This is a genomic window from Providencia sp. Marseille-Q8014 (assembly GCF_965112055.1).
On the sequence record NZ_CBCOPT010000001.1, the window covers coordinates 3,393,600 to 3,416,694 of the forward strand.

Here is a 23,095-nt window from a genome sequence, read left to right on the forward strand (position 1 = left end):
TAAGTAATGAAACGAGTTCCAATTATTGAGCGCCCTGATTGGCGCGAAAAAGCAGCTGAATTTGGTTTTGGTTTTCACACTATGTATGGCGAACCATACTGGTCTGAAGATGCTTATTACCAATTTTCAATGGCGCAGATTGACGAAATTGAAGAAGCGACGGCTGAACTACACCAAATGTGTTTGAAGGTGGTTGAGCGTGTTATTGAAAGCGACGAGTTACTCACCCGTTTTCAAATTCCAAAACATTGCTGGGGCTTCGTACGCCATTCATGGAAAACGAGCCAACCCTCTCTCTATTCGCGTCTTGACCTAGCTTACGATGGTGTTAACCCACCTAAACTGCTGGAAAATAATGCTGATACTCCAACTTCATTATACGAGTCGGCATTTTTCCAATGGATTTGGCTAGAAGATCAATTAGAGGCAGGTAACTTACCTGAAGGTGCTGATCAGTTTAATAGCATTCAAGAACAATTGATCGAACGCTTCACCCAGCTTAAAGATCAACATGGTTTCCGCCTGTTACATATGGCGTGCTGCCGTGATACCGAAGAAGATCGCGGTACCGTGCAGTACCTACAAGACTGTGCTCATGAAGCTGGTGTGGCAACTGAATTTCTCTATATGGATGAAATCGGTTTAGGTGAACGCGGTGAATTTACGGATACACAAGATCAGATCATTAGTAATCTGTTCAAACTGTATCCATGGGAATTTATGCTTAGAGAGATGTTCTCAACCAAATTGGAAGATGCTGGTGTACGTTGGTTAGAACCTGCATGGAAAAGCATTATTTCCAATAAAGCATTATTGCCTATGTTATGGGAGATGTTCCCTGATCATCCTAATTTACTACCTGCCTACTTTGCCGATGGTAATCAGCCAGCATTAGAAAGCTATGTGGTAAAACCATTATTCTCTCGCGAAGGTGCGAATATCCGTGTTATTGAAAACGGTAAAGAAATCGCATCAGCGGATGGCCCCTACGGTGAGGAAGGAATGATCATCCAACAATTCCATCCATTACCACAATTTGAAGGTAACTATACCTTAGTGGGGAGTTGGCTGGTTAATGATCAACCTGCTGGGATTTGTATTCGTGAAGATAAAGAGCTAATCACTCAAGATCTTTCTCGTTTCTATCCTCACGTTATCATTGATTGATTCATCAACGGCATGTGAATGCATGCCGTTGACTTTCATGGCCACGATAAAACACACAATAATTATTTATCTCGCAACCAGAATAAAATAACGATTATCCATTTTATTCGCCTATCTGCACCGATAGCATACTCAATGAACCAGATACAATGCCTTCTGTCGGTGTTGATATCGGTTCTTTACCATCCCAGCAACCAATAACATACAGCAAAGGTAAAAAATGTTCAGGTGATGGATTTGAACGCTGACCATCTTCTCTTTCAAGAGCCTGTGTTAAAGGATGAGGTGACTGCTTGCTTCCTAAGTGCTCAATCACAAATTGTTCAAATGTACGCGCCCAAGGATAAGGCTTAGCCGCTGCATTTTGCCAATCCATTTCACGTAGATTATGTACCACATTTCCGCTGCCCATAATCATCACGCCCTGCTCCCTTAATAAAGCCAATTTACGCCCTATTTCTAAGTGCCAAGTGGCAGGTTTTGTGCCATCTATACTGAGTTGTACAACAGGGATATCTGCCTGAGGGTACATACGAACAAGGATCTCCCATGTACCATGGTCTAACCCCCATTCATGGTTATCTAAATAAACGGGTAATGGGGCTAATAAATTTGCAATTTGTTGTGCGAGTTCAGGGGAGCCGGAGGCAGAGTATTGCACTTGGTATAACGCCTCAGGAAAACCGCCAAAATCATGTATTGTTTTTGGTTGAGCCATCGCAGTGACAGCTGTTCCGCGAGTATACCAGTGCGCCGATACCATCAATATCGCTTTAGGTTTAGGTAAAGAGCGACCGAGAGCTTCCCATGCCTGAGTATAAGGATTATCTGACACGGCATTCATTGGGCTGCCATGACCAATGAAAAGAGCTGGCATTCTGTTCGTTGACATGATATTTCATGCTCCATCTTACGAATTCTATTGCCAGAATACTCAGTTTTAGGGTGAATGACAGTAAGGTAGGCTTGACTATCTTCATCAAATAAATTGAAAAAGCCACAAAGGTGTGCAACTTTGTGGCTTTCATCTTATAAGCTAAACGTTTCTGTATGTTATCTGATTTAGCTTGCTTTCTTTTCGACTTGTAAGCGATATGCAACTAAATCTTCAATGGTCAATACCGTCAGGTTGTGCTCTCTTGCGAAAGCGACAACTTCTGGAGCGCGCGCCATCGTGCCATCATCATTCGTCAATTCACACAATACGCCCGCAGGTTTAAAGCCGGCTAATGTTGCAAGGTCGATACTTGCTTCGGTATGACCACGACGTACGAGAACACCGCCATCACGACCACGTAATGGAAATACGTGACCTGGGTGGTGAAGATCCGCAGGCACTGCATTGTCAGCGATAGCGGCACGAATAGTGGTAATACGATCAGCGGCTGAAACCCCTGTCGTGACTCCTTTTGCGGCTTCAATCGTAACCGTAAAAGCGGTGTTATTTTGGCTCGTATTATTTTGAACCATCATTGGTAATTCAAGCTGCTTACGACGTTCTTCAGTAATGCATAGACAAACAATGCCGCTGCTATAACGGATTGTCATTGCCATTTGTTCTGGTGTCATCGTCTCAGCAGCAAAAACAAGGTCACCTTCGTTTTCACGATCTTCATCGTCAAGTACGAGTACGCCTTGACCTTGGCGCAATGCTTCAATAGCACGTTCAACACGTTCGATTGGATTACCGAATTCGGAAAGTAGCGTCTGATTCATGGTAAAAACCTCTTAAGTGATAATTTATTAGTTACCAGAATCAGGGCAGTCTTAGGAGTACGAGAACTGAATAAACACAATAGCCGTAAACGTGCTTTCTGCATATTCAGATATGAAAAGCAATACAGTGCCTAACAGCACAATGATGCTAATACCGTTATTCTCTCCCATCCGGACTATAACCGTCGGCTCCAGATTCACACTGGATCTGCTGACCTTTACCCTAATCGATGATAAAGCGCTCGCGGGCTTCATGCATAAGCATGTTACCGCCGGTGGGGACTTCCACCCCGCCCTGAGATAAGCGTCCCCAATATAGCGCCAATAATTATAACGTGCAACGGGCAAGCCTAAATTTGGCATTCAACTCACATTTTAAGTCAAAAAAATCAATAAAAAATAAGGCGCTAACAAGATAGCTCAATGCTTAATAACAAATTGGGCATGAACTTGTTAAAATGAGTGAATACAGAAACGAAAAGGTATCAAGGGTTAGCTTAACTTGCGATATCGTTAGCCTAACTTCATGTTCGGTAGGTATATGGGCTTTATTACAAAGCATTCTAGTATTACACTATCGGCAAATTGATCTTTTAAAACTTAAGGACCCGCGAATGCTCGATCCGAAAAAAATTGAACAAGTAGCCCGTCAAATTCAAGGCGCTTTACCAAAAGGTGTCCGTGATCTGGGTGAAGACTTTGATAAGAAACTACGCTCACTGCTGCAATCACAGCTTGGCAAGCTTGATCTGGTTAGCCGTGAAGAGTTTGATATTCAAACTCAAGTGTTGCTGCGTACTCGCGAAAAATTAGCGCAAATGGAACAGCGTGTAAAAGCGTTAGAAGAACGTTTTAACGATACAAAAGCGCTTGAAGAGAAACCGTCAGAACATTAATCATTTTCTGTAAGACCTGTGAATTTTCCTATCACAGGCCTTATCTCATGGATATTTAAGGTGTCTTAGCTACTTTTCATTATATTTTTAATGATATTAGTGGTCGAAATACCATCTTCAAAATTCAGGACTTTAACTTCACCACCCGCTGCCCAAACTTCTTCACTCCCCGCAATCTCTTCTGGACGATAATCGCCACCTTTTACCAGTACATCAGGAAGGACTTCACTGATTAAGCGTTGTGGTGTGTCCTCTTCAAAGGGAACCACCCAATCAACCGACTCTAGCGCGCCGAGCACGATCATACGCTGTTCCAATGGATTAACCGGACGAGTTTCCCCTTTTAAACGGCGTGTCGATGCATCACTGTTAACGGCCACTATAAGCCTATCGCCAAGCTTACGCGCATTCGCGAGATAAGATACGTGCCCTGCATGCAGAATATCAAAGCAGCCATTGGTCATCACAACACGTTCACCACGCTGCCTCGCATTTGCTACGGCCTGTTTTAATTGGTTTTCATCCATAACGCCAAAACCATTATCAGCACGCCCGCGGATTGCATTTTCGAGTTCGATTGGCGAGACTGTCGAAGTTCCCAATTTGCCGACCACCACGCCAGCAGCGGCATTCGCTAATGCACAAGCTTCATGTAATGGACGACCTGACGCGATAGATGCGGCTAATACACCAATAACAGTATCCCCAGCTCCTGTCACATCGTAAACTTCTTGCGCCTCGGTCGGTAAATGTAATGGGGGTTCATTACGGCGGATCAGACTCATGCCTTGCTCAGAGCGCGTGATCAATAATGCAGTTAAATCGAGAGATTGCAAAAGATGCATTCCCTTCTCTTCAACATCTTGATTATCACGACAGCGACCGACGATCGCTTCAAATTCAGACATATTTGGTGTCAACAGCGTTGCACCACGATAGCGTTCAAAATCGTTTCCTTTCGGGTCGATCAGCACAGGAACACCCGCATTATTTGCCAACGCGATCATTTTCTGTACTTGAGAGAGCGCTCCTTTCGCATAATCAGAGAGCACTAACGCTCCGATATTAGGTAAGGCTTGCTCAATGCGTTCCAGCATTGGTTGTACATCAACATTTTCAAAGCCTTCCTCAAAATCAAGGCGTAGCAATTGTTGATTACGTGATAAAACGCGTAATTTTGTGATCGTGGGATGTGTTGGGATAGGCACAAAGTCACAACGTACTTTAACGGCATGCAAGCTGTCAGTTAGGGCTTTAGCCGCATCATCGACACCCGTTAAGCCGACAAGATAAGATTGCGCCCCTAATGAAGCAATATTCATTGCAACGTTTGCAGCACCACCAGGACGCTCTTCAACCATGTTGACTTTAACCACCGGAACCGGTGCTTCTGGTGAAATACGACTTGCTGGACCATGCCAATAACGATCTAGCATGACATCACCAACAACAAGTACGCCTGCTTGTTTATAATCAGGGAGTATCACTTTCATCCCAAAACTCCAGTTTTCAAAAGGAAGCTATCATTAATTAATGCGATATTATCACAAAGCAATAGTTCGCGTTAATCACGCTGTTCACCTACCCCCAACCATTTTGCCCAACTTGCTAGCACCTGTTCCCGTTCAGCAACAAACCGGCTGATATCAACACGGCTAGGCAACGACTGTAAAGCAAGATGATGCAGTTCATCACGCATGGTGACATAGGCTTGAGTGAGGGCATTCGCTTCATCCGCGGCCATTAAATGATTTTGTACCATCAACTCAAAAATACGGACATTATCCGACCAACGCGTTAATGTGGGATTCTCAGATGCATAGCGTAAAACGAGATATTGTGCGATAAATTCAATATCGGTAATTCCACCGGGATCGGCTTTTAAATCAAACTGATCCTGTTGATGACTCCCTAAATGCTGATGCATTTTTAGCCGCATATCACGTACTTGTTGACGCAACGTTTCTGCCTCTTGTGGCATACATAAGGTTTCATGACGAATTCGATGAAATTCTTGTTGCAGTTTGGCATCACCAAAAACCATTCGAGCACGAATTAAAGCTTGATGCTCCCATGTCCAAGCTTCATTTTTTTGATAATCATCAAAGGCTTCAATAGTGCTGACTAACATGCCTGACTCACCTGATGGCCTTAAACGTGCATCCACTTCATACAGCACTCCTGAGGCAGTACGAGTGCTAAACAAATGGATAATGCGTTGGGCGACACGCAAATAAAATTGTCTGGCATCGATAGAACGGTCGCCGTTCGTCACAACGCCCATAGGACAATCAAATAAAAACACTAAATCTAAATCAGAACTGTAACCAAGCTCCCATCCCCCCAATTTTCCATAACCTAATACTGCGAAACCATATTGCTTATTTTCTTCTTGGGCTAGGTGCGCAGGCTCGCCATAGCGTTTGACCATTTTTTGCCAAGCTTGGCGGACAACAGCATCAATAATCGCCTCAGCCAAATACGTTAAGTGATCACTCACTTTCATAACAGGCAAAACACCCGTAATGTCTTCCGCTGCGATACGCAATAATTGCGCTTGCTTAAATTGCCTTAAAGCCTCTAGTTGTTGCTCTTCATCATCTTCAGGCACGCGCATTAAATATTGACGCAATTCATCACGATATGAGGTTAAAGGTAATGGTTGGTAAAGGGATTTAGGATCAAGTAATTCATCGAGCAATAAAGGGTGGCGAGCGAGTTGCTCTGCTATCATCGGAGATGCCGCACATAAACGAATAACATGCGTAAGCACTTCATCAAATTCAAGTATCAACTCTAAGTAAGTTGTTCGACTAACAATACTCAATAGCAAGGGTGTTAAGCGCTCAATGACTTGCCCCGCATCTGCCCTTTCCCCAACTTTTGCCAACAATTTTGGCATTAACTCATCAAGGACGTCTCGCCCTCGAGGGCCTATGGTGCGTTTATTGAGATCATGGCGGAACATCAAAATGCCATGGATGATTTTCTGTGCTATCTCTTCATCTTGAGAAGGCAAATAAGGCGCGAGTTCGTCTTTAGACAACTCGCCTTGCCACAGTGTGATATAAATTTCATCGAACGTATCTTGATTATCGTCTTCGTCATCCTGACCAATTTGCTCAGTAAAAACATGATGAACCATCGCCATTCTTTGCATTAGCGCTTGATAGAAATCATTCCAGCACTCAAACCCCATTCCCCACGCCAAACGCGTTTGATTAAGCGCATCATCAGGAAGCGTTTGGGTCTGTTGGTCATCAATACTTTGTAATAAGTTTTCAACGCGCCGCAAAAATAAATAGCTATCCTCTAGTTGCTCCACTTGCTCATCAGGAAGCAACCCAAGCTCACGGATGCCTTTCATCGCTAATAATAATGATTGAGACTGCAATGCGGGTTCACGCCCACCACGAATTAATTGGAACACTTGGGTAATAAATTCAATTTCTCGAATACCGCCTGCGCCAAGTTTAATGTTATCAACCAAGCCACGGCGTCTGACTTCTCGCTCAATCATATTTTTCATATTACGTAGCGATTGAATCACACTAAAATCAATATAGCGACGATAAACAAAAGGCCGCAGTAGCCGACGCAAAGTATCTGTATAATGTAGGCTATCTGGCCCCATAATACGGGCTTTGACCATGGCGTAACGTTCCCAATCACGCCCCTGTTCTTGATAGTAATCTTCTAAAGCGGAGAAACTGAAAACCAAAGGCCCACTATCGCCGAATGGACGTAAACGCATATCAACACGATAAACAAAACCATCAACAGTGACTTGGTCGAGTACGCGGATCAATTTTTGTCCTAAACGGGTAAAAAATTGCGCATTATCGAGTTCTTTGCGTCCCCCACGGGTCACGCCATTTTCGGGATAAGCAAAAATCAAATCGATATCAGAAGAAAAATTAAGCTCCCCACCCCCCAGTTTTCCCATGCCTAAAACTAATAATGGCTGTGGATTTCCTTCACTATCGCTAGGCGTGCCCCATGATTGACAATATTGCTGATATAGCCAATCCCTTGCTGCAACGATCAACGTTTCGGCTAGCTGGCTCAATTGTTGTAATGTTTCATTCTCAGTGCTGACATTTAATGTCTGCATCCAAGCAGCCCTGACTAACATTTGATGACGAAATATTCGTAACACCCGCATCAAATGCTCTTCATCGACAACCGATGCAAGATCCTCGGCCAACCACGATGTGTAATGTTGCCATTCATCAGGCTTTGGCTCGGATTGACGGATATTTTGCAAAAAGCGAGAGTGGGATAACACCTGCTTTAACACAAAATCACTGAAGCTTAAGACAGTCATTTCTTCATCGTTCAATGGCAACAATTCACTTTGCTGATCCGCTAAACGTGCGAGAACGTGTTGACGTTGGCGATGTAATAATTCAGGGAAAGGATGCATATCAACACCTTAATGAATATCAGTATACTTCAAAGCAATTAGCCATTGCGTAAAGGCTAGCTTACATTTTAGCCAACGACTGCTGTAGCAAAAGGCTTCCGCACTTAAGCTTTCATCTGCGAGGTCGGCTCTAAGCTGGTCTAATGGGATATCTTGGATAAACTGTGGTGCAGAATTGCGATAGTGGACTAAGAATGCTTGGACAAAACGCAAAAATACATCAAACCCTTCACGAGCTGCGGTTTCATCTGCCAGCCAATAAGCCTCATGCTGTTGGCATAACTGTTGTATATGCAACAACGCTTGCTCTATTGGCAGCTGTTCATAATCGAATATCGTTTCAGGCTGTTGCAGTGGAGCCTCTTCGGTTTGCATCAAAGAGTATCCTCTAGCCGCTTTCGAGGCGGAAGACAGACGTAGGCCGTCAATATCTGCTAACTTTTTTGCTAAATTCAGTACGTCAGCAACAAAACCTTGTTTGAGTTCCAACTCAAATTCTTGAATAGGCAGTTCACGGGCTCCAGCGGAGATCTCACCTTGGTCAAAAACAATTTCAATTTCACTGTCTTCAAATGTTACCAACCACTTTTCACGCATAAAATGCGTACTAAACAGAATGTGTAATTGAGATTGTAACTGTTGCGTATCCGTTCCTTCCGGCCAAATTTCGGTAGGAAAAGCAGCTAAATTCAATTCTGGTACATCAATGTCCACATTATATTCAGGGCGTTGATGTAATCCGCCGATAACTTGACCCGCGGTTTTTATCGTCATTTCATAATGCCCATCACAACCACGAATACGTAAGCCCATATCCCATTGACGGAGCAAGCGATCTTCGCTATCGAAATAAATGTTAGTCAGTTTCTTAGGCTCAATATGTTGGTGGGCAAGCGTCGATAAAAATTGGCGTACTGGCTCTATTGCGGCAGTTTGAGCAGCCAATTTAAGTTCAACTTCGATGTGGCTCATACATTTCCTTAATTGATAATATCTCTGACATCATATTACCCCAATCAGCGTAGAGTGAGAAAATAAAGCGCACTGAAACCAAAAATTCTATCGTCTCTATTTATTCCAGATATTTGTGTCAAGAAATGCAAGGAATTATACGCTATATAGTGAGTTAGGATAGTTCCCATTCTGGTTTTACATTTGCACACGCAAACTTAACTCTTTAGTATCTATACTCGTCGTACTTCAAGTTGTAGCATGAGTTAAACACTTATCGACACGCTGTATCTCGAATTATGTAAAGTAGAACTACACACATATGCCGCATTCATTCACCATAAAGAATAGAAAGTAAATACGATTATGCGAAAAATACCATTATTACTCCTTTCAATCATGGGGCTAAGCCTATCAGTCAGCACCTTTGCGGCTGAAAAACGCTATATTTCTGACGACTTATCAACTTATGTGCATAGTGGACCAGGAACGAAATACCGCATTGTTGGTACGCTCAATGCGGGTGAAAGTGTTGAATTGATTTCAACGGATGGTAATTTCGCTCAAGTCAAAGACGAACGCGGGCGCACAGTATGGCTGCCAGAAAACCAACTTAGTGACACCCCCAGTATGAAAGTTCGTATTCCTGAGTTAGAAGCCGAAAATCAAAAATTACGCCAGCAACTCGAAAACATTGATAGCACTTGGAATACCCGAACCGCTGATATGCAACAACGCGTCGCTGATAACGATAAAATCGTCAATCAGCTGAAAGCAGAAAATGAAAAACTGAAAAACGAATTGATCAAATCAGGTAAGAAATTAGAAATTGCCGAGGTCAATCTGGATGATCGCCGTCGTGAACTTATACTACAATGGTTTATGTATGGTGGTGGTGTTGCTGGTGCTGGGCTTATTTTTGGTCTGATCTTGCCACATATTATTCCACGCCGTAAAAAACGTAATGACCGTTGGATGAGCTAACACGTTAATGATGAAAATATATCTGGTGGGCGGAGCCGTTCGCGATGAATTGCTTGGGCTTCCAGTCTCCGATAGAGACTATGTGGTAGTCGGGTCAACACCCGATGAGATGTTGGCACAAGGTTTTCAACAGGTGGGAAAGGACTTCCCTGTCTTTCTGCATCCGAAAACACATGAAGAGTATGCTTTAGCCAGAACAGAACGTAAAACAGGTTCTGGCTATACTGGATTTAGTTGCTATTCAGCGCCAGATGTCACTATTGAGGATGACCTTTTACGTCGCGACCTCACCATTAATGCCATCGCTAAAGATGACCAAGGCCAACTCACTGACCCCTATCATGGGGTAGATGACCTCAACGCACGTATTCTACGCCACGTTTCCGATGCCTTTGCTGAAGATCCACTACGTATACTGCGTGTTGCACGTTTTGCCGCACGTTTCTCAGCACTGGGGTTTCAGATCGCGCCTGAAACCATGACGTTGATGCAAACCATGACCGCATCCGGTGAGCTAACACATCTCACCGCAGAGCGTGTTTGGGCCGAAACTGAAAAAGTGCTGAGGTCAAACTCGCCACAGGTCTACTTTGAAGTATTGCGTCAATGCGGCGCCCTTGCGGTTCTGTTCCCTGAAATTGATAATCTGTTTGGTATTCCAGCTCCAGCCAAGTGGCACCCTGAAATTGATACGGGTATCCACACTCTCATGGCATTAGGTATGGCAGCAGAACTCAGCTCTGACGTCGACATTCGCTTCTCTGTACTCTGCCATGATGTCGGTAAGGCACTCACACCAAAACATCTTTGGCCTAGCCACCCTAATCATGGTGAAGCAGGTGTCGCGCTGATAGATAATTTATGCGATCGATTGAAAGTTCCCAATAGTGCTAGAGAGCTGGCACGACTCAGTGCCCGTTTTCATGACAAAATCCATGTGATTAATAGGCTAAGCGCGACAGAACTCATTCAATTGTTTGATGGATTGGATAGTTGGCGTAAACCTGAACGAATTATTCAGTTAAGCCTAATCAGTGAGGCTGACGCACGTGGACGAGCTGGCCTTGAACAGCAAGCTTACCCACAAGGAGAATTCCTGCGCCAAGCCTTTGCCACCGCGCAAACAGTCAGTGTTAAACCTATTATCGAGCAAGGCTTTCAAGGGCCACAAATCCGCGAAGAACTCACTCGTCAACGTATTGCACATGTAGAACAGTGGCGACAACAACAAACCACCTTATCACTTCATCCATAATCATTGGCGGTAGTTGACCGCCAATGACAGGAGTTAAGCCCTTTTAGTGCCTCTTTCAATCACTACACCGACACTTTTAGCGCGGGCAACGGCACCGGGTTTAGCGACTTTAATGCGCACCCAAGGACTACAAAAGTCATTTAATAAAAGTTGAGCCACCTCTTCAGCAACTCTCTCTACTAAGCCAAATTTATTTTTGCTAACATGAGTTATGATGGCTTGGCTAATTTGCGCGTAATCGAGACAATCTTTTACTTTATCGCTCCTTGATGCTCGTTTGTTATCCCATCCCATTTCGATATCGAGCACCAGTTTCTGCTCAATTTCTTGTTCCCAGTCATATATACCAATAGTGGTGATGACTGATAATTGTTCAATAAATACGATATCCATCACGTCATTTTCTCGTTTATGTGCTGAATTGATACCACTTCTTGGAAAATGTGCGTATTATCCAAGAAGTGAAATAAATTGTGAATCTACGCTCGTTATACTTCAAGTTGTAGCATTGTTGACTACGCGCATTTTGCACGAGTCACAGACCGATATTGCTCTAAGCGGCTCATTAACTTGTCGCCTAGCTGCAACTCGAATTATTCAGAGTCTTTACACTAACTGTTTTGGAGTTAGCTATGAGTGCAACCGCGCTTGGCATGATAATCTTTGCCTACCTTTGTGGCTCAGTTTCGAGTGCTATACTGATCTGCCGATTGGCAAGATTACCCGATCCTCGTCAACATGGCTCAGGTAACCCCGGAGCAACAAACGTTTTGCGTGTCGGCGGTAAATTAGCTGCTGCTGGTGTCCTCATTTGCGACATCCTCAAAGGGATGATACCCGTTTGGTTGGCTTACTATTTAAAAGTTCCACCATTCTATCTTGGCTTTGTCGCAATTGCAGCTTGCCTTGGGCATATTTATCCCGTTTTCTTCCGTTTTAAAGGAGGAAAAGGCGTCGCGACAGCATTCGGTTCTATTGCGGCTATCGGTTGGGATCTCTCTGGAGTCATCGCTGGTACTTGGCTGCTGACTGTGCTTCTCAGTGGTTATTCATCATTAGGCGCTATTGTTGGTGCCCTACTTGCCCCCTTTTACGTGTGGTGGTTTAAGCCAGAATTCACCTTTCCCGTTGCGATGCTCTCGTGTCTTATCTTGGTACGTCACCATGGTAATATCCAACGACTATGGCGAGGCCAAGAAAGTCGGATTTGGCAAAAACTAAAAAATAAAAAGAAAAAAACGGCGAAAGAGATAGCCCAAGAAGCAAAAGAGCAAGAACAAGAGGATTAATATTAAAAGGCTGTAATAACAGCCTTTTTTTCACATCTCACTGTATTTAACCAAACTCTGTACCAAACTTAAGGCATATTGCGAAAAAAATAAGATAAACTTCAAATAATTCTAAATAATGCCTAATGATAATTTGAAATAAGTCGAAATATACCATTGAGAAACTCAACAATTATAATGGTGTACTTATGACGAGCATTCCTTTTATTACACAAAACGAATATCAACTAGAAGACGATACCACCCTCATGACCACTAGCGACTTAGAGGGAAATATCACACACGCAAACGATGACTTTATAAAAGTTAGTGGTTATTCACTTTCTGAACTCATGCATCAGCCTCACAATATCATCCGCCACCCCGATATGCCTAAAGCGGCATTTGCCGACATGTGGAACACGTTAAAAAATGGCGAACCCTGGACGGGGATAGTGAAAAACCGCCGTAAAAATGGTGACCACTATTGGGTGAGAGCCAATATTTGTCCGATGGTGAGAGAAGGCGTGATGACGGGTTACATGTCAATTCGCACTAAGGCTTCACGCGAGGAAATTGCCGTGGCTGAGCCACTCTATCAATCATTAAATGAAGGTCATCGTCATCGCAAACTTCATAAAGGATTGGTGCTGACGTCGTATTGGTTTAGCCAATACCCCGCCCTGTCAATACGCTGGCGAATTCGCGGACTCATGCTGCTATTATTAACAACGTGGATAAGCTTGGCTGCGTTATCAAGCCTGCAAGGCTCTGCTCTTTTTCTCACGACACTGCTCGCTTTAATCATACTGGGCACCGGTAATTTCTTACTTGAACAGATGATTGCCAAACCTATTGAAAATGTAGCCAAACAAGCACTTGATGTTGCTAGAGGTCAGAAACATAGCATCAATCCTCTACATCGTGTTGATGAAATTGGCATGATGTTACGCTCTATTGGCCAGTTAGGATTAGTCTGTCGTTGGCTAACCAATGATGTGTCTTGCCAAATTGGCAATGTACATCAAGAAAGTGAATTATTAGTAAAAGACTGTGATGAGCTTGAGCAACACACGCAAAAAACCGTTGGCTATGTACAACAAACCGTTGCAGCAATGAACCAAATATCCGTTTCAGTACAAATGAATGCTGAAAATACAATTCGAGCAGATAAACTGTCCAGCGAAACCAGTGATACCGCGTTACATGCGGCAGAAGCCATGAAAAACGTGGTACACACCATGGATGAGATCGTTCACAGTACCAGCAAAATCAACGCCATAACCGATGTGATAAAAACCATCGCTTTTCAAACCAATATTTTGGCACTCAATGCCGCGGTTGAAGCGGCCCGAGCCGGAGAGCAAGGAAAAGGCTTTGCCGTTGTCGCCGATGAAGTTCGTAGTCTAGCCAGTCGCAGTGCCAGCGCGGTTAATGATATCCGAGATCTTATTGATGACTGTGAGAATAAAGTGCACTCCGGAAAACTTCATGTTCATACCACTGGAGACACATTACAAGACGTGGTCAATCAAGTGCAAAATGTGACCCAATTAATTAATCACATCAGCCATGCAACCTCTGAACAAGCCGCTGGACTGACAGAAATCACTCAAGCGGTATTTGAACTTGAGTCGATCGCTCAGAAAAATACCATTTTGGTAGAACAAAGTGCCAACGCATCAGAAATCGTCCAAAAACATGCCATACGACTTGATGATGCCATTGTTATTTTACATTAATCATCAATGAATTAGCGTCATAAAAACGCTATTTTTGATTAAAAACAGAAGGGAAATAACACAGTAAAAAATCAACGGTGACTCACCATAATACCTAATGTCGCCGTTGATTTTTCTTAATCAATCCGGATGGCTTATTGATCACTTTCCACTAACGGAGGTAATTCTGCCAACGGCCAACGAGGACGAACTGTGATACCTAATCCCGTTGTTGTGCCACCTTTTAAACGAATTAGCCCAGCTAATGCGATCATGGCACCATTATCGGTACAAAACTCAGGGCGTGCATAAAATGCTTCACCGCCGCGTTGTTTCAACACCTCTTCCATTTTGGCGCGTAATGTGCGATTTGCGCTAACCCCGCCCGCCATCACTAAGCGTTTAAAGCCTGTTTTCTCAAGTGCACGCTTACATTTTATTGCTAACGTATCGACAACCGCATCTTCAAAAGCACGGGCAATATCCGCACGTGTTTGCTCATCGTCTGCATTTTCTCGAATGGTATTTGCTGCGAACGTTTTTAAGCCTGAAAAACTAAAATCCAGTCCCGGGCGATCGGTCATTGGCCGCGGAAAAACAAAGCGCCCTTGCGTACCTTGCTGCGCCATACGTGATAACGCTGGACCACCCGGATAATCTAACCCTAATAGTTTTGCTGTTTTATCAAACGCTTCGCCCGCTGCGTCATCAATCGATTCACCAAGTAATTCATACTCACCAATACCCGTTACGCTAATTAACTGGGTGTGTCCCCCCGAAACGAGCAAAGCAACGAATGGAAATTCAGGGCTTTTCTCTTCAAGCATAGGAGCGAGTAAATGCCCTTCCATATGATGAACAGCAACTGCTGGTACGCCCCATGCAAACGCGAGCGAGCGTCCCACTGTCGCACCAACCATTAATGCTCCAACAAGCCCTGGGCCTGCTGTATAAGCGACAGCATCGATGTCGGCACTTGTCAGGTTGGCTTGTTTGAGCGCAGCTTGAATCAGTGGAACCGTTTTACGAATGTGATCGCGAGAAGCCAGTTCAGGGACCACCCCACCGTAGTCAGCATGGACTTTTATCTGACTGTATAATTGGTTAGCTAATAGACCGGCCTTATCATCATAGATTGCGATTCCGGTTTCATCGCAGGATGTTTCGATACCTAAAACGCGCATTGCACTACCCTTGTTTATTGCATAAGGCAAAGTCTACCATTAAATTCAATCTATCGTATAATTTATGATGCCAAAAGGCTGACTTTTCCTGTTGTATAGTCTATAATCACTACCCTGTAATAAATTTCGTGTGGCTAATTTCATTATTACCCTACTTCGCTGTTTTTTTCATCAAATAAAACAACGAACTGGTAATCTTGTGTGTTTCAATTTTATACGGCACTTTACAAACCCGTACTCATTGAAGTAAAATTCCGCACCATTTTAAATGACGGCTGGTTGAATAAAGCCAGCAACAACCCGATTTCTATTGAGGTGAGAGGCACATGCCGGTAATTAAAGTACGTGAAAACGAGCCATTCGACGTTGCACTGCGTCGTTTCAAACGTTCCTGCGAAAAAGCAGGAGTCTTAGCTGAAGTACGTCGTCGTGAATTCTATGAAAAACCAACGACTGAGCGTAAACGCGCTAAAGCATCTGCTGTTAAGCGTCACGCTAAGAAACTGGCTCGCGAAAACGCACGCCGTACTCGTCTGTACTAATTTGGGCGCGGTAGCCACCGCAACCATAGCAGGCAGTATTAGTTAGCAGTTAAAGGCCGTGCTTTCCTGAGGGAAGCGCGGCTTATTATCGTTCATCAACAGGCGAAAAAGAGGCTTATGGCTGGACGAATCCCGCGTTCATTTATCAATGATTTGTTAGCGAGAACCGACATCATCGATTTAGTCGATGCAAAAGTCCCGTTAAAAAAACAGGGTAAAAATCATCACGCGTGCTGTCCGTTCCATAACGAAAAAACACCTTCTTTCACCGTAAATAGTGAAAGGCAGTTTTATTACTGTTTTGGCTGTGGTGCACATGGTAATGCGATCGACTTTTTGATGAATTACGACAAACTCGACTTTGTCGAAGCCATCGAAGAACTTTCTGCTTTACATGGCCTTGATGTTCCTTATGAAACAGGAACAGGCGCAAGCCAAATCGAACTTCATCAACGGCAAAATCTGTACCAATTGATGGAGAAAATAAACCATTTTTACCACGCTGCCTTAAGTCATCCATCGGCAACTAAAGCTAAAGATTATTTAAGCCAACGTGGTTTAACAGCTGACATTATTGAGCATTTTTCGATAGGTTTTGCCCCAGCGGGGTGGGATAATTTGCTCAAAAAATTTGCTGTAAACCCAGAAAGTCGCAAACAGCTTGATGATGCAGGCATGTTAGTGACCAATGATAATGGCCGTACTTATGACCGATTCAGGGAACGAGTCATGTTCCCAATTCGTGATCGTCGTGGTCGTGTTATTGCTTTTGGTGGCCGAGTTTTAGGTGATGCGTTACCTAAATATTTAAACTCGCCCGAAACCGATATCTTTCATAAAGGCCGTCAATTATTTGGTCTCTATGAGGCGACACAACACAGTAATGAACTTAATAAGTTACTGGTTGTTGAAGGCTATATGGATGTCGTGGCGTTAGCCCAATATGGCATCCGTTATGCGGTTGCATCACTCGGTACCTCGACAACGTCTGAGCATATTCAATTGCTTTATCGTTCAACAGATACTGTTATTTGTTGTTATGACGGTGACCGAGCAGGAAGAGAAGCAGCGTGGCGTGCACTTGAAACAGCACTGCCTTATTTGACTGATGGCCGCCAGTTACGATTTATGTTTTTACCTGATGGTGAAGATCCTGACTCTTTAGTCCGCAAAGAAGGTAAAGAGGCATTTGAATTACGAATGAATGACGCACAAACATTATCGTCATTTCTGTTCGACTCACTCGTACCACAGGTTGATTTAAAGACACAAGAAGGGAGAGCAAAATTTAGTAAACTTGCCATCCCTTTGATAAAACAAATACCTGGTGAAACATTGCGCCTCTATATGGCACAAGAATTGGGAAATTTTATCGGTATACCTGATATTTCTCAGGTTCTTGCTATGATTGATAGAGAGAATGCTGAACCGGTCAGTTACCAAGCACCAAAATTAAAACCAACCACAATGCGAATTTTAATCGCTTTGTTGGTGCAGAATCCGAGTTTTTCGGAATCCGTTCCCTCATTAGAGGGGATCGCCCATATTCAAATGCCGGGGCTTTCTCTATTTCAGGAATTGGTCGATGTTTGCCAATCCAACCCCGGAATGACGACTGGGCAGTTGCTTGAGCTGTATCGTGATAATAAATTTGCGAATCAACTTGAAAAACTGGCAACTTGGAACGATATAGAAATAGAGGAAATAGCGGAAAAGACATTTAAAGATGCTTTAAACCATCTATTTAACAGCGCGCTTGATGAGCGTTTTGACTATTTGATAGCCAAAGAACGAACTGAAGGGCTGACCCCAGAAGAACGCGCCGAAGTCCGCCTTATCACACTGTCACGTGTGAAAATATAATGAATACCAAACGGCTTAAGTGCCGATTTACTAAAGGCAAATGCCTGTAAAATGCTACGAAATTAAAGGGGCGTAGCGTAACAATAAAAATCCCCTTTGAATGTTCTTGTTGGCCGATTGTTTCGCCGACCGACACCAATCTAAATACTCAGAAGTGTGGATACCGTCTTATGGAGCAAAACCCGCAGTCGCAGCTTAAGCTACTCGTAACCAAGGGTAAGGAGCAAGGTTACTTAACCTATGCTGAGGTCAACGACCATCTGCCGGAAGATATCGTCGATTCAGATCAGATTGAAGATATCATCCAGATGATTAATGACATGGGCATCCAGGTCATGGAAGAAGCACCTGACGCCGATGATTTGATACTCGCTGAAACCACTTCCGATACGGATGAAGATGCAGCAGAAGCCGCTGCTCAAGTTCTATCCAGTGTGGAAAGTGAAATTGGTCGTACTACAGACCCTGTGCGCATGTACATGCGTGAAATGGGTACCGTCGAACTCTTAACCCGTGAAGGTGAGATCGACATAGCAAAACGTATCGAAGATGGCATCAACCAAGTTCAGTGCTCTGTTGCAGAGTACCCTGAAGCCATTACTTATCTACTCGAACAGTATGACCTCGTTGAAGCAGGCGAAAGCCGCTTATCCGATTTGATTACTGGTTTCGTCGATCCTAACGCTGAAGAAGATTTAGCACCAACCGCAACACACGTTGGTTCTGAGCTTCCACAAGAAGAGTTGGATAAAGACGATGATGAAGACGATGATGAAGACGAAGACGGCGATGACAGCGATAGCGATGATGATAACAGCATCGATCCTGAACTAGCCCGTGAAAAATTCGGTGAATTGCGTACGCAATACGAAAAAACGCGTCAGCACATTAAGCAGTTTGGTCGTAGCAATGCACAAACAGCACTTGCTATCGAAGAACTTTCTGAAGTCTTCAAGCAATTCCGTTTAGTGCCTAAGCAATTTGACTATCTGGTCAATAACATGCGTGAAATGATGGATCGCGTTCGTTTCCAAGAACGTACTATCATGAAGCTATGTGTTGAACAGTGCAAAATGCCTAAGAAAAACTTCATCACGTTATTCAGTGGCAATGAAACCAGTGAAACTTGGTTAACAGCAGCCAAAGCGATGAACAAGCCTTGGTGTGAAAAGCTGCTAGAAGTTGAAGAAGAAATTTTGCGTTGTCTGCAAAGATTACGTCAAATTGAAGAAGAAACTGGCCTGACAATTGAACAGGTAAAAGATATTAACCGTCGTATGTCTATCGGTGAAGCGAAAGCACGCCGTGCGAAAAAAGAGATGGTTGAAGCAAACTTACGTCTGGTAATTTCTATCGCGAAGAAATATACCAACCGTGGTTTGCAATTCCTTGACCTAATCCAAGAAGGTAATATTGGTCTGATGAAAGCGGTTGATAAATTTGAATATCGCCGTGGTTATAAATTCTCGACCTATGCAACTTGGTGGATCCGTCAGGCAATTACACGTTCTATCGCGGATCAGGCTCGTACCATTCGTATTCCGGTACATATGATTGAAACCATCAACAAACTGAACCGTATCTCTCGTCAGATGCTACAGGAAATGGGCCGTGAACCTTCCCCTGAAGAGTTAGCGGAACGTATGATGATGCCGGAAGACAAGATCCGTAAAGTCCTGAAGATCGCTAAAGAGCCAATCTCAATGGAAACGCCAATCGGTGATGATGAAGATTCACATCTCGGCGACTTTATTGAAGATAACACGTTAGAGCTACCATTAGACTCAGCGACATCAGAAAGTCTGCGTTCAGCAACTCATGAAGTGCTAGCAGGTCTGACGGCTCGTGAAGCAAAAGTTCTACGTATGCGTTTTGGTATCGATATGAACACCGACCATACCTTAGAAGAGGTGGGTAAACAGTTCGACGTTACGCGTGAGCGTATTCGTCAAATCGAGGCTAAAGCTCTACGTAAATTGCGTCATCCAAGCCGCTCTGAAGTTCTACGTAGCTTCCTTGACGAATAATGAGCCTTTAATTAGTCATCAAACACCTGCTTCGGCAGGTGTTTTTTTATGTCACTAAACGATAAATGACCATTTTAGTCATGACTTCATTAATCGCATGTCATACATCAACACTATTCACTGCTCAGTATTATCTCACAAGCAATTCTGTTAATTTCAATGAATTCATGCCATGTATATTGCTTGTGATAATGAAGCGAATACTGTTTATCGACACGGCAGATATCTGGACGCTCATCATAGATAGTACATAACATATTAGTTTCATTATAATTCTTACAAACGCCATCACCTCGATCAAGAAATTGAGTTTCATGCGCACGATCAACATGGCGGCAGCATGCCCCACATTTATCACAAGGAAATAGCGACTCGGTTTCTAAGCTCATAATGAGTCCAGCCACTCGCTGAATGAATCATCACTTTCTGCATCAAAGGGCAATACAATATTATTTCTCTTAATTTCCTGATTGAGAATAATTTTTCGCTCATATTCTGAATTCGTCACTTGTAATGCATTGGTAAATACCTGCATTTCAGTCACATTAAAGTTAAACTCGAGCTGAACAAGTTTGACAAGATATTCATCTAAAGCCGCATTAACTTCTCGGTAGTACTGTAATGTCAGCTCATATTTATTTCGGAATTTATTCAAAAAATTCCAAATTTTTTGCATGAACTCACTATGCTCTAAAAAATAACACATCGCCAATGTCAATAAACCGGAAATCAAAACGCCAATAAATACTGCCACATCATTACCGAAGGGAAATGATAATATTCCATTCAAGTATGTTGTTATCATTGAACCTAAAATAACAGAGATACTGGTCGAAATAATTTTAATGGCTGATTTTAGCAAATCGCCTAATGCTAAATTTTCAGGGTTAAAAAATAGTAGCTTAGCCGCTGAAAATAAACTATTTACTGACTCTCGAATTAATTTTACTATCAGTTTTGTGGATGTCAGGAAGATATTCAGCATCGTAGTTGTTACACTCGCTAATAGCCCACCAAACAGCCCATTATTAAACTCAGTCCAAAAGTCTTTAAAACGGACCTTTAATCTTTCCCAAATATTTGTGACAACATCCCTCAAATCTTCAATGAAAATTTTAAGTTTAAAGTTTGTTTTATGCTGTTCAATCAACTTCGGGATAGCGTCTTTTAATTCAAACCAAAGCTCTGCAAATACAATCCCTAGCATTTGCCTTGCTCCCATTCTCAACCCAGTGTTAATGGCCGCTGAGGCCGTATTCACAAAAAACTTACTGCTACTGTAGTACTTACGACTAATTTCAGCGTCATACTGTTTTCTGGCCTTTTTATCGATAGCCTCCATGACATCAAAATTGGCTTTTTGCTTATTCTTAAGTGTCTTGAGTTTTTTTAGCTCAATATCGGTTAGTTGCCTTTTACTTTCTAACACATTAATTTCTGTTTTAATCTGTGTTTGTTGTGATTTTAAATTCACCATAAAGTCTGCCATTTTTTGGGCTTTTTTCGACTTATTTAATGTTTCATTCGTAAAGGTCAAATTTGAGTCACGGTTCGCTAAATCCGCACCATCAATTTCAGCAAGAACACGTGCAGGGTCATTATGAACCTCATAAGCGGCAATAATGTGATCAAGATTAGTCACATCTTGCTGACTAAAAGTTTCGCCAGTGTAAGAATCAATTAATTCACCGGATAATTTTTGTTGCTTACCTCTACGGTTTGTTTCTTTGTAGTTTTCATGACTGTGATATTCATGAGAATCGTATTGCCCACGATTCTCATAACGATCTTTTTCTACTTCTGTCGCCCAAATATCGTTTCTGACATTATGGATGGTATCAACATCGCCCCCTTTTTTATCTTTTAATAATAAAAAATCCAAACCAAAAGAAGTCACTAAACTTTGAACAATTGTATCGTTCACTTCCTTTTGCCAATTATAATTTTTCTGCTGCATATGCTTTACCGATAAGTAGCAGCCGAGCACTGCTACTTATAATTTATGATGTCATTAAGATAGAGTAAAACGCTCAGTTTCATCTAACTGTTTATCTAGGCAATCCTGATTGATAACTTTTAGCCCGTGGCTATCCGTTTCAATTTCGATAACTTCATCAACGATAACAACCTCATTATTTTCATTTAATTTTGGCTTAAATAATGGTGTCGTAATTAGATTAGTCATAATAGCGGCGAGCTTATAGCCATTATTAATGGTCAATTTTAATTCATCCGTAATACCATGGGTATTTGTGTTGCCCAATGCTTTATTACGTTGAATTATCTTGTCTGCCTCTATAAGCGCCAATAAATAGGGTTTAAACACATTGAATTGTGCTTCCAAAACATGATAAATAGCGACAACATACTCTTTAGTTTTCGTTAAATTCTCATGTGCTAAAGTCATTTTTGCAACGGCACCATTAACTTCAGAACGAATTTTTCGAGCATTATCTAACGCTTTTTCGGCATGGGAATTATAAGCCCAACCCGCAATAGCTAAGATAGGAGCAACAACGGCACCGCCTAACACCATTGCGCCACCGGCCATCCCCCATCCCCCGGCGGCCAGTGAACCACCACCGATAGCCGCCATTGTCGCATTATAAGCAGCCGCACCTGAAAGCGCTGCAATTGGTGTTCCCGTCGATGCCGCGGCAAATGCCATCACACCGCCATAAACAGCAAAACCTGCCGCAGCACTTGATGCACCGGCACCGACTAAGGTTCCTAGATACTCTGTTGCTGAAATCGCTAAGTTTTCAATTTTATTAATTTCATGACGAGGAATAGAGATAGAAATATCCTGTCCTGATTCATTTAGCTGTTTTAATATTGATTGTGCGATAGTATTAAACTTACTGAAACTTTCACCAATTTGTAATTCAAGCGTACCTAGCTTCTCTAATTCATTGGTCGTACTGACATTAATAGATTCCAGAACCTCTTTATTTTCATCATAACGGCGTTGAGCTTTCGCTAACATATCATCCGCTTCTGATTTTGTTTGGTAACCGTCATAAGCTTTCTTTCCACCAAACGCGGCGGCAGCAATAGCCGCACCTGCAATAATAAATGGTATTGCCATACAATCC

The 23,095-nt window shown here is 42.8% G+C and carries 19 protein-coding genes and 1 riboswitch; of the genes, 9 read left to right on the forward strand and 10 right to left on the reverse strand.

Annotated features, from left to right (window positions below; genetic code table 11):
* The first annotated feature begins 6 nt into the window (after positions 1-6).
* Positions 7-1,167 carry a glutathionylspermidine synthase family protein gene (locus ACWPW6_RS15035; RefSeq protein ID WP_163862886.1) on the forward strand — a complete coding sequence of 387 codons (1,161 nt, stop codon included), beginning with the start codon at positions 7-9 and terminating at the stop codon, positions 1,165-1,167.
* A 103-nt stretch (positions 1,168-1,270) separates the two neighbouring features.
* On the opposite strand, the gene ygiD is transcribed toward ACWPW6_RS15035, so the two are convergent.
* Positions 1,271-2,059: a 4,5-DOPA-extradiol-dioxygenase gene (ygiD, locus tag ACWPW6_RS15040; protein ID WP_154624208.1), complete on the reverse strand. Its 789-nt coding sequence runs from the start codon at positions 2,057-2,059 to the stop codon at positions 1,271-1,273.
* Between the two features lie 170 nt (positions 2,060-2,229).
* Positions 2,230-2,883: a 3,4-dihydroxy-2-butanone-4-phosphate synthase gene (ribB, locus tag ACWPW6_RS15045; protein WP_247046676.1), complete on the reverse strand. Its 654-nt coding sequence runs from the start codon at positions 2,881-2,883 to the stop codon at positions 2,230-2,232.
* 155 nt (positions 2,884-3,038) lie between these two features.
* Positions 3,039-3,189: riboswitch (FMN riboswitch) on the reverse strand.
* A gap of 308 nt (positions 3,190-3,497) precedes the next feature.
* Here ribB and ubiK point away from each other — a divergent pair.
* Positions 3,498-3,779, forward strand: coding sequence for a ubiquinone biosynthesis accessory factor UbiK (gene ubiK, locus ACWPW6_RS15050; protein ID WP_154624206.1), 282 nt, complete (start codon positions 3,498-3,500; stop codon positions 3,777-3,779).
* A 65-nt stretch (positions 3,780-3,844) separates the two neighbouring features.
* On the opposite strand, the gene hldE is transcribed toward ubiK, so the two are convergent.
* The 3 genes from hldE to ACWPW6_RS15065 all read right to left on the reverse strand — a co-directional run bounded on the left by hldE (position 3,845) and on the right by ACWPW6_RS15065 (position 9,177).
* Entirely contained in the window at positions 3,845-5,272 is a 1,428-nt protein-coding gene (gene hldE / locus ACWPW6_RS15055; protein WP_154624205.1) for a bifunctional D-glycero-beta-D-manno-heptose-7-phosphate kinase/D-glycero-beta-D-manno-heptose 1-phosphate adenylyltransferase HldE, read from the reverse strand.
* 71 nt (positions 5,273-5,343) lie between these two features.
* The gene (gene glnE / locus ACWPW6_RS15060; protein ID WP_249999273.1) at positions 5,344-8,205 is read right to left on the reverse strand and encodes a bifunctional [glutamate--ammonia ligase]-adenylyl-L-tyrosine phosphorylase/[glutamate--ammonia-ligase] adenylyltransferase; all 2,862 of its coding nucleotides are present in this window, start codon (positions 8,203-8,205) and stop codon (positions 5,344-5,346) included.
* A 9-nt stretch (positions 8,206-8,214) separates the two neighbouring features.
* Entirely contained in the window at positions 8,215-9,177 is a 963-nt protein-coding gene (locus tag ACWPW6_RS15065) for a CYTH domain-containing protein (protein ID WP_154624203.1), read from the reverse strand.
* Positions 9,178-9,522: 345 nt separating this feature from the next.
* On the opposite strand from ACWPW6_RS15065, the gene ACWPW6_RS15070 reads away from it, so the two are divergent.
* Positions 9,523-10,140 carry a TIGR04211 family SH3 domain-containing protein gene (locus tag ACWPW6_RS15070; protein WP_154624202.1) on the forward strand — a complete coding sequence of 206 codons (618 nt, stop codon included), beginning with the start codon at positions 9,523-9,525 and terminating at the stop codon, positions 10,138-10,140.
* Between the two features lie 10 nt (positions 10,141-10,150).
* Positions 10,151-11,395, forward strand: coding sequence for a multifunctional CCA addition/repair protein (locus tag ACWPW6_RS15075; protein WP_250000528.1), 1,245 nt, complete (start codon positions 10,151-10,153; stop codon positions 11,393-11,395).
* A 33-nt stretch (positions 11,396-11,428) separates the two neighbouring features.
* Here the strand turns inward: ACWPW6_RS15075 and folB are convergent, their stop codons facing one another.
* Positions 11,429-11,788: a bifunctional dihydroneopterin aldolase/7,8-dihydroneopterin epimerase gene (folB, locus tag ACWPW6_RS15080; protein WP_250000530.1), complete on the reverse strand. Its 360-nt coding sequence runs from the start codon at positions 11,786-11,788 to the stop codon at positions 11,429-11,431.
* A 239-nt stretch (positions 11,789-12,027) separates the two neighbouring features.
* Here folB and plsY point away from each other — a divergent pair, with 239 nt between their 5' ends.
* Positions 12,028-12,684, forward strand: a complete 657-nt coding sequence (gene plsY / locus ACWPW6_RS15085) for a glycerol-3-phosphate 1-O-acyltransferase PlsY (protein WP_154624201.1) — start codon at positions 12,028-12,030, stop codon at positions 12,682-12,684.
* A gap of 188 nt (positions 12,685-12,872) precedes the next feature.
* On the forward strand, positions 12,873-14,405 hold the full coding sequence (locus ACWPW6_RS15090) for a methyl-accepting chemotaxis protein (protein WP_154624200.1): 1,533 nt from the start codon (positions 12,873-12,875) through the stop codon (positions 14,403-14,405).
* Positions 14,406-14,539: 134 nt separating this feature from the next.
* Here the strand turns inward: ACWPW6_RS15090 and tsaD are convergent, their stop codons facing one another.
* A complete protein-coding gene (gene tsaD / locus ACWPW6_RS15095) occupies positions 14,540-15,568 on the reverse strand; it encodes a tRNA (adenosine(37)-N6)-threonylcarbamoyltransferase complex transferase subunit TsaD (protein ID WP_249999275.1) in 1,029 nt (342 codons plus the stop codon).
* A 326-nt stretch (positions 15,569-15,894) separates the two neighbouring features.
* Here tsaD and rpsU point away from each other — a divergent pair, with 326 nt between their 5' ends.
* The 3 genes from rpsU to rpoD all read left to right on the forward strand — a co-directional run bounded on the left by rpsU (position 15,895) and on the right by rpoD (position 20,000).
* Entirely contained in the window at positions 15,895-16,110 is a 216-nt protein-coding gene (gene rpsU / locus ACWPW6_RS15100) for a 30S ribosomal protein S21 (protein WP_001144069.1), read from the forward strand.
* A gap of 117 nt (positions 16,111-16,227) precedes the next feature.
* Positions 16,228-17,973 (forward strand): DNA primase, encoded by a 1,746-nt coding sequence (gene dnaG / locus ACWPW6_RS15105; protein ID WP_154624198.1) that lies wholly within the window; start codon positions 16,228-16,230, stop codon positions 17,971-17,973.
* A gap of 116 nt (positions 17,974-18,089) precedes the next feature.
* Positions 18,090-20,000 (forward strand): RNA polymerase sigma factor RpoD, encoded by a 1,911-nt coding sequence (gene rpoD, locus ACWPW6_RS15110; protein WP_257759871.1) that lies wholly within the window; start codon positions 18,090-18,092, stop codon positions 19,998-20,000.
* 113 nt (positions 20,001-20,113) lie between these two features.
* On the opposite strand, the gene ACWPW6_RS15115 is transcribed toward rpoD, so the two are convergent.
* From ACWPW6_RS15115 to ACWPW6_RS15125, 3 genes are read right to left on the reverse strand one after another with little or no spacing between them, the layout of a single operon-like run.
* A complete protein-coding gene (locus tag ACWPW6_RS15115) occupies positions 20,114-20,389 on the reverse strand; it encodes a YkgJ family cysteine cluster protein (RefSeq protein ID WP_249999276.1) in 276 nt (91 codons plus the stop codon).
* A complete protein-coding gene (locus ACWPW6_RS15120) occupies positions 20,386-21,957 on the reverse strand; it encodes a cobalamin adenosyltransferase (RefSeq protein WP_247046673.1) in 1,572 nt (523 codons plus the stop codon). The genes ACWPW6_RS15115 and ACWPW6_RS15120 overlap by 4 nt, the downstream gene beginning before the upstream one ends.
* 54 nt (positions 21,958-22,011) lie before the next feature.
* Complete coding sequence (locus ACWPW6_RS15125; protein ID WP_154624194.1) at positions 22,012-23,088, reverse strand: chemotaxis protein; 1,077 nt, start codon at positions 23,086-23,088, stop codon at positions 22,012-22,014.
* Positions 23,089-23,095: the final 7 nt, after the last annotated feature.